We start from the raw sequence: 7,426 nt of genomic DNA, 5'->3' as shown, positions 1-7,426 counted from the left end.
TATTCTCTCCCGGCGCGGTGGCTCTAGTTCTTCTGAAAGCCACCGTTCTCATCTTTATTTAGTCTAAACTACAGTAATATGAAATGTCAGCAAAAATATAGTAAACTGCCATGAGAGTATTATCTAGTTCATAGATCTAATTTAATTAGATTGAGCGCCTTCACTGCATCCCCCAACGTACTCCACTAGATTATTTGCGAGAATTAAATATTATTCGTAAAGCCCGTGCGTACAAAATATTGGTTTAAACTCACATCTTGCACCAATATCAATAATCCTTTTTTGGGCGGGCAGGATGCCCACCCCACAAGAAAACTCATTCTTTGTGGAACCTTTGTGGAACAGGCATCTTGCCTGTTCCTGAGAATGGTGCAACATCTCAGTTTAAACTCACATCTTGCACAAATATCAGCAACGGGCTAGAAGCCCGTTCCACAAAAAATAAACTTGATTGTGGAACGGGCATCTTGCCCGTTCTTAAGAAGAGTGCAAAATATTGGTTTCAGCTAATTGATTAATTCCTAATAATTCGCTTCCTCCTCGTACTCGGGAGTCTTATTTTTCTCAGGGATATTCACCCGAGGAGCCTGGTAAGGCTTCGGCGCCTCATCGTCAGCCCAAGCATCCGCCTCCACATCATCCTCGTACTCGTACTGTACGATCGGCTCTTTCGGGCGAGAACTCTCAGAGCGAGTGTACTGCGGCTTCTCCTCGTACTCCTCCTCGTAATCGTCCTCCTCGCCGCCCCAATTATCCTCTTCGTAATCCTCGTAATCGTCGATCGGCTCAGGCTGCACCGCGCGCATCTGCTGCTGCTGGCGCACCGCAGGCCGATTCCACTGCGAATCCTCATCCCAAGGAACTTCCTCAACCGCAGGCGCGGCTACCCTGCTGCGCATTTCCGGTGCAGGTATCCGCACGCCCGGGCCCAATTGATTTCCCGTAGCCACGGGTTTCGGATAATAACCTGCCTCGTCCTCTTCCCGTTCCCAAGGTGCTTGACCCAAACCAACGCGCTCCAGCAAACCCACACTAAGCTGCCTGAGCCTTTCCTCGGAACCTTCAAACACAATCAAGCGATTCGGGCCGCTGCTGACAATTTCTTCAATCCCCAACTCGTAAGTGCTGAGAACTTGGTCGGGGATTTGAGGGATTCCCAGGGAAGCGATAATTATAGAAACTAACTTACCGTCTTCGGGGTCGAACCTAAAGCCCCGCACCCTACCTAAAAGTTCGCCTGTTTCGGTAATAACTTCGCTGTTAATCAAAATGCTGTAGACTTCAACATCAACATCATCTTCGATCGCGCTCTCATCTTCCACCAACAGCACGTCACCGATTTCGCTGACATTGTTGAGGAACATAAACCTCGGCATTCCAGCGACCGCGAATATATTATCGCGCAGACCGATCGCCACAACTTCCCGCCGGTCTATGTCCACCCACAATTGACTAACCACCCCCAAGCGTTTACCTCTGTCGCGGGTGATGACTTGAGTGCCGAGAATGTCGGAGCGTTGGCAAATTTGTTCGGATGTCATTGTAACTTTAATCCTGATTTATTAAGTACATATATCACTCAACACGATCAGTCGATTTTAGATTTTAGATTTTAGATTTTAGATTTACTCCACAGATGAATGTGGGAGCTTGAACTAGGGTCTAAAGTTTTGATCTATCCACGACTGTTGTCGGCGGCTTGTATCCGTTTTTGGGTAGGGTCATCAACAGACACTCCGGGACTACAACTTCAGTCCTATGACTTGAGTATAAGCTCCCCGTGCTTGAGTAACACCAATTGTACGCTCAGCCGATTGAATCATAGGTCGCCGCAAACTCACAACAATAAACTGGGCTTGTTCAGACTGTCGTTTTATCATTCTAGCTAATCGCTCCACATTTGCCCCATCGAGAAACATATCCACTTCATCAAAAGCGTAGAACGTAGACGGGCGGTAGCGTTGCAGCGCAAAAATAAAACTCAGCGCCGTCAACGACTTTTCGCCTCCAGACATGGAAGCCAGCCGCTGTACGGGTTTGCCCTTCGGGTGAGCGACCAAATTCAAGCCGCTGCTGAATGGGTCTTCCTGGTCATCTAGCTGGAGATAGCCATCGCCTTCGGAAAGTTCCGCAAAGATAGTCTGAAAGTTCTCGTTAACCGCGTCGAAAGCTTCCTTAAAAGCGCGCCGCCTGAGTGTGGTAAAATTTTCGATTCTCAACAGCAGTTCAGTGCGTTCTCCTTCCAATGTCGTCAATTTTTGACTTAATTCTTGAAGGCGTTCTTGAGTGCGGTTGTACTCTTCCAAGGCTAGCATATTGACTGGTTCTAAAGCTTGAATGCGTTTGGCGATCGCCTTTACTTCTTGCTGCAATTCCGTCAAATTGGCTTTCTCGACATTTTCAGGAATCGACGGCACGGGGTCGGGCATTTCCGCCCGCTGCGTTTCCAATAGAGTGCGGATTGCGGCTAATTGTTCCCGACGTTCTTGCTGGGTTTCGTGGAGTTTTTGCAACTGCCATTGTAACTGTTGTTTTGCTAAATGCTTCTCTCGCAGTTGAGATTCCGCCCGATCGCGCTCTCCCTTCTGCACGCCCAATTTTTCCTCAATTTCCCCCAAAGCCGCCTTAGCTTCCGCAATTTGCCGATCGAGTTCTAACTGCTGCGAAACAATGCGAGCGATCGCATCCGCCCCCGCATTTTGCTGCACTTGCCACTCCTGCAATTTCTCGCTACCTTCCTTAATTTTGTCTTCCAAACGCCCGAATTGATTTTCCAAGTCTACAAGGCGTTGCTGGACGTTTCTCAGAGCCAATTCTCGCTCTTGCAGTTGCGCTTCTAGAGCGCGCAAACTCGATTGCATTTGCTGCCATTCGCTGTGACTGTTCGACTCTTCCAACTGCGCCAAAGTTTGCCGGTACTGCTGCAATTGAGTTTCCTGTGCGGGCAATTCTCGTTCCAGCAACTGCAATCTCGATCGCGAATTAGTTAATTCCTGTGTATTTTTGGCAATTTGCGATCGCACTTGTTCCTGTTGCGCTTGCAAATTCTTAATTTCTGAATCCAACTGTTCCAAGCGCAACTGATTTTCGCGCAAATTCTGTTTTGCTTCCATCAATTCTTGGCTGCGAGTTTTGACTGCAACAGACGCGCGGTCGATCGCAATTTTGCACCGTTCCAAAATCCGCTCAATTTCCTCCAACCTTTCTTGCAGAGATGCGATCGTCCGCGCTTCACTAGCAGCCTCGCTAGCCTCAACCGTGCCAAAATGCAAGGTAGATCTGTTAGTAGAACTTCCCCCAGTCATCGCCCCGCTAGTTTCCAAAATTTCCCCGTCCAAAGTGACAATCCGGTACTGTCCCAAATAGCGGCGGGCGTCGCTGAGGTTGCTAAACACAACCGTGCTGCCAAAAACGTAAGCAAAAATTTCCTGATACCGCGAATCGCAATCAATCAAATTAACAGCCGCATCCACAAACCCAGCCGCGCGCCGCAAATTTTCATTCACCGAATACCTGCCGCCTCTAATTTTATTCAAAGGCAAAAACGTCATCCTTCCCGCCCGTTTTTGTTTCAACAATTCGATCGCAGCAGCAGCCACGCTGTCATCTTCCACCACCATATTTCCCATGCGCCCGCCCGCCGCAATTTCCAGCGCCAACTGATAGCGCGGTTCCACCCTGCCCAGTTGAGCCACCAAGCCGCAAACTCCGCCAATTCCGCTTTGCGCGACAATTTTTGCAGTAAACGTTCCCGTCGCTTCTTGCAGTGCTTGAAACTGCACTTCTAGTTTGTCTAATTTGCGCTGTCTTTCCCGCTGTTCTTCCAACAAACGAGTTTGAGTTTCCTGTTGCAGTTGCAATTCTTGTTCGGCTTCGACTAAAATCTGATTCAGCGATTCTACTTGCAAAGATGCAACGCCTTTGGTTTCCCCAAGGCGAGATTGCTGCTCTTTTTTCGCTGCAATTTCCTGTTCCAATACTTGCAGCGATTGGTTTTGTTCTTGAATTTGACTTTGCAGGCGATCGGCTCTTTCGCCAATGGTAGCTTGTTCTGTACGCTGCGGTTCCAAAGTTTGTTGAATTATTTCGATTTGGCGGTGCAGTTCCGTTTGCTGCTGTACCCAAACTTCGGCCGTCGAGGCGATCGCATTTGCAACTTCCCGACTTTCATCTAAACTTTGCTGGGCTGCATCCCGCTGTTCCTGAAAACTCCCCTGCTGAGACTTAACATAAGATATTTCAATCTCTATTTGCTCCAAACTTTGCCGGAATTGCCGAACTTCTTCCTCGGTTTGTGCTATATTAGCCGCCATTTGCCCAGCAGTTTTTTCCAAATCCTGTTTGCGGTTTTGCAGTTGCCGCCGTTCCGCTTCCTGAGTGGCAATCGTCGCTTGCAAAGCCAACAATTCCGACTCTCCCAAAGCTTTAACGCGGGCATTCAGCGCGTCAAGTTCGGCGGTTGCTTCTTGAATTTGGGTGCTAATTGTTTGCAGTTGTTCGGTAAGAGATGCCGAAGTGCGATCGCCCGTTTCGATTTGTTCTCGCAGCTTCCACTCTTGTTGCTGCAATTGCCGGAATTTTAGCACAATTTCCCACTGCGATTTTTCTTGAAATTCCGCCCGCAATTTTTGATATTTTTCCGCTTTTGTGCGATCGGAAGCAAGTCTATCGCGCTGAGAAATCAGCTCTTTTTCTACAATCCTGCTGCGTTCTTCCACCTCCTTAACTTCATCCAACTTCTGCCTAGCTAAAGAGATTTTGCGATCGAACTGAGCCACCCCAGCCAATTCGTCAATGATTTCTCGGCGTTCCTTAGAATTCATTGAAATAATGCTGGTAACGTCTCCTTGCAGCACTACGTTATAGCCTTCGGGATAAATTCGCAAACGGTTGAGCTGTTCGTGAAGTTGAGTCAGCGTGCAAGGTTGACCGTTAATGTAATAAGTTGAAGTGTAAGTACCTTGGCGAGTTACCCGAAGTTTGCGGGTCACACTCCACTCATCCGATTTTCGATTTTCGATTTTCGATTTTCGATTGGTAGCGAGTAGTTGTCCGTTGTTGTCTTGATTTTCTGCGATTTCAATCTCTTCTACGTCTTCAACAGATAACTCATCCGATTTTCGATTTTCGATTTTTGATTTTCGATTGACAGGAGATGATTGGCCGTTGTTGTCTTGAGTTTCGGCAGTTTCTATCCCTTCAACTTCCTCTGCTTCAACAGATAACTCATCTGCTGCATTTTCATCCTCATCTTCATCCCGGGCGAACCATTCCTCTCCCACATCTTCCAGCGCAAAAGTAGCAGTCACGCTAGCTTCGATCGTACCGCGTTTGTTTTGGGCGCTGTTCACCAAATCCGGCAAACGTTCAGCCCGCATTCCCTTAGAACTCGAAAGTCCGAGACAAAACAGCAAAGCGTCGAGGATGTTGGACTTACCAGAACCGTTGGGCCCGGAAACCACAGTAAAACCGGGCAGCACGGGAATGGCTGTCGTGCCGCCAAAAGATTTAAAGTTAGTCAGTTCGATCCGTTTAATGTGAACCATATGCTAGGAGTAGCTTTGGCTCTAGGTTGTTGTCACAGGGTAGCACAGGCAATGGGGCGATCGACAATGTGTAAACTTTCTGGCATGGTCGATCGAACCGACATCTTACACCTTTGTCAACAACCGAGTCGGCTTTTCCTTCAAAAGCTCGTTGACAAAAGTACAACATCTGCGATCCGAGCGACCGCTACAAATGAACGTAAATTTTGATACAGATAACTCCATGAGACTCGATCGAGATTATTTGTGCGATAAAACCTGAAAGCCTTGCCCAGAATCAATGCTAGCAAATATAATCCCGAAAATTCCTCATGTTACCCCTAGACATATAAAAACTTTCCGGTAAAATCGAACCAAAATTAATAATGTATAAAGTAACGAAGCGCATTATGGAGGGCAAACCCATTACACCAGCTCAGAACACGTCTAACCTGCCAGCTTCACCTGAAAGCGACGAACAAGTATTACAAATTTGGGGTCGCGAGCCCCTTAAAGGACACGTCAAAATCAGCGGCGCCAAAAACTCGGCTTTAGTCGTCATGGCAGGAGCCCTGCTATGCCCAGAGGATTGCCGTCTCCGCAACGTTCCCGGTCTAGTCGATGTCGCCCGCATGGGGCAAATTCTCTCGGCTGTAGGAGTCAAATTACAGCAGAACGGCGACGTTTTAGACATCAACGCCAGCAACCTCATAGACGCTCAAGCCCCCTACGAATTAGTCAGCCAACTGCGGGCGAGCTTCTTCATCATCGGGCCACTGCTAGCGCGTTTGGGATTTGCCAAAGTACCCTTGCCCGGTGGGTGCGCCATCGGCGCCCGACCCGTTGAACTCCACGTTCGCGGTCTGCAAGCCCTCGGTGCCGAAGTCCACATCGACCACGGCACGGTTCACGCTTACGTCAAAGGGCCGAACCGCCGCCTGAAAGGAGCCAAAATTTATTTGGACTACCCCAGCGTCGGCGCAACTGAAACTTTGATGATGGCGGCGACTCTGGCTGAAGGAGAAACCGTGATTGAAAATGCTGCTCAAGAGCCGGAAGTCGCAGATTTGGCGAATTTCTGCCGCGCTATGGGAGCAAAAATTCAAGGCGCCGGCACGAATACGATCGTCATTTCGGGAGTTCCCAAGCTGCACGCGGTAGACTATCCAATTATTCCCGATCGCATTGAAGCCGGAACATTTTTAGTAGCAGGAGCCATCACTCACTCCGAAATCAGTTTGTCGCCGGTAATTCCCGACCACCTGACCGCAGTGATTGCCAAATTGCAGACAATTGGGGCGAAAATTATTGCAGAATCCCCCGACATTTTGCGAATAGTTCCCGGCCAAACTCACTCCGCCACAGACATCGAAACTCTGCCTTACCCCGGTTTCCCCACAGATATGCAAGCTCAGTTTATGGCTTTGCTGACGCTGAGCCAAGGAGACAGCTTGATCAAAGAAACCGTGTTTGAGAATCGCTTGCGCCACGTAGCAGAGCTCAACCGCATGGGCGCCGACATTCGCCTTAAAGGCAATGTAGCGATTGTGCGCGGAGTGTCGCTGCTGTCGGGTGCGCCAGTAGTGGCAACAGATTTGCGGGCTTCGGCGGCGTTAGTGCTAGCGGGACTTGCAGCAGATGGTGTCACCACTATCAGCAGCTTGCAGCACTTAGACCGCGGCTACGAGCAGTTAGAGGTGAAACTGCAAAAATTGGGAGCTAAGTTGCGGCGCGTCAAAGAGGGCACAGACCCGGCGACTGCTGAGGCTCCTGTCAATCCCGTGCGATCGGGTTTAAACTGTTAATTAGTCATTAGTCAGCAGTCATTAGTCATTAGGAAACAGGAAGAAGGAAGAAGAAAGAAGGAAGAAAATTAATTCAACCTTTTTCAATTGCCAATT

3 protein-coding genes are annotated in these 7,426 nt (G+C 48.8%); 1 reads left to right on the top strand and 2 read right to left on the bottom strand.

Going from position 1 to position 7,426, the window contains the following annotated elements:
• Positions 1 to 521: 521 nt before the first annotated feature.
• Together QUA78_RS14125 and smc are read right to left on the bottom strand one after the other, a co-directional pair.
• Entirely contained in the window at positions 522 to 1,541 is a 1,020-nt protein-coding gene (locus QUA78_RS14125) for a PRC-barrel domain-containing protein (RefSeq protein ID WP_333398876.1), read from the bottom strand.
• 201 nt (positions 1,542 to 1,742) lie between these two features.
• Positions 1,743 to 5,546: a chromosome segregation protein SMC gene (smc, locus tag QUA78_RS14120; protein WP_333398875.1), complete on the bottom strand. Its 3,804-nt coding sequence runs from the start codon at positions 5,544 to 5,546 to the stop codon at positions 1,743 to 1,745.
• A 365-nt stretch (positions 5,547 to 5,911) separates the two neighbouring features.
• Here smc and murA point away from each other — a divergent pair, with 365 nt between their 5' ends.
• Entirely contained in the window at positions 5,912 to 7,330 is a 1,419-nt protein-coding gene (gene murA / locus QUA78_RS14115; protein WP_333304396.1) for a UDP-N-acetylglucosamine 1-carboxyvinyltransferase, read from the top strand.
• Positions 7,331 to 7,426 lie beyond the last annotated feature (96 nt).

The sequence above is a fragment of the Microcoleus sp. K4-B3 genome, from assembly GCF_036704615.1.
Lineage (GTDB): Bacteria > Cyanobacteriota > Cyanobacteriia > Cyanobacteriales > Microcoleaceae > Microcoleus.
This window is presented reverse-complemented; position numbering and strand designations above follow the sequence as displayed.

Bases quoted from the DNA above. Each gene is read 5' to 3' on its own strand.
- murA (WP_333304396.1), top strand. From the start codon at position 5,912: ATGTATAAAGTAACGAAGCGCATTATGGAGGGCAAACCCATTACACCA.
- smc (WP_333398875.1), bottom strand. From the start codon at position 5,546: ATGGTTCACATTAAACGGATCGAACTGACTAACTTTAAATCTTTTGGC.
- QUA78_RS14125 (WP_333398876.1), bottom strand. From the start codon at position 1,541: ATGACATCCGAACAAATTTGCCAACGCTCCGACATTCTCGGCACTCAA.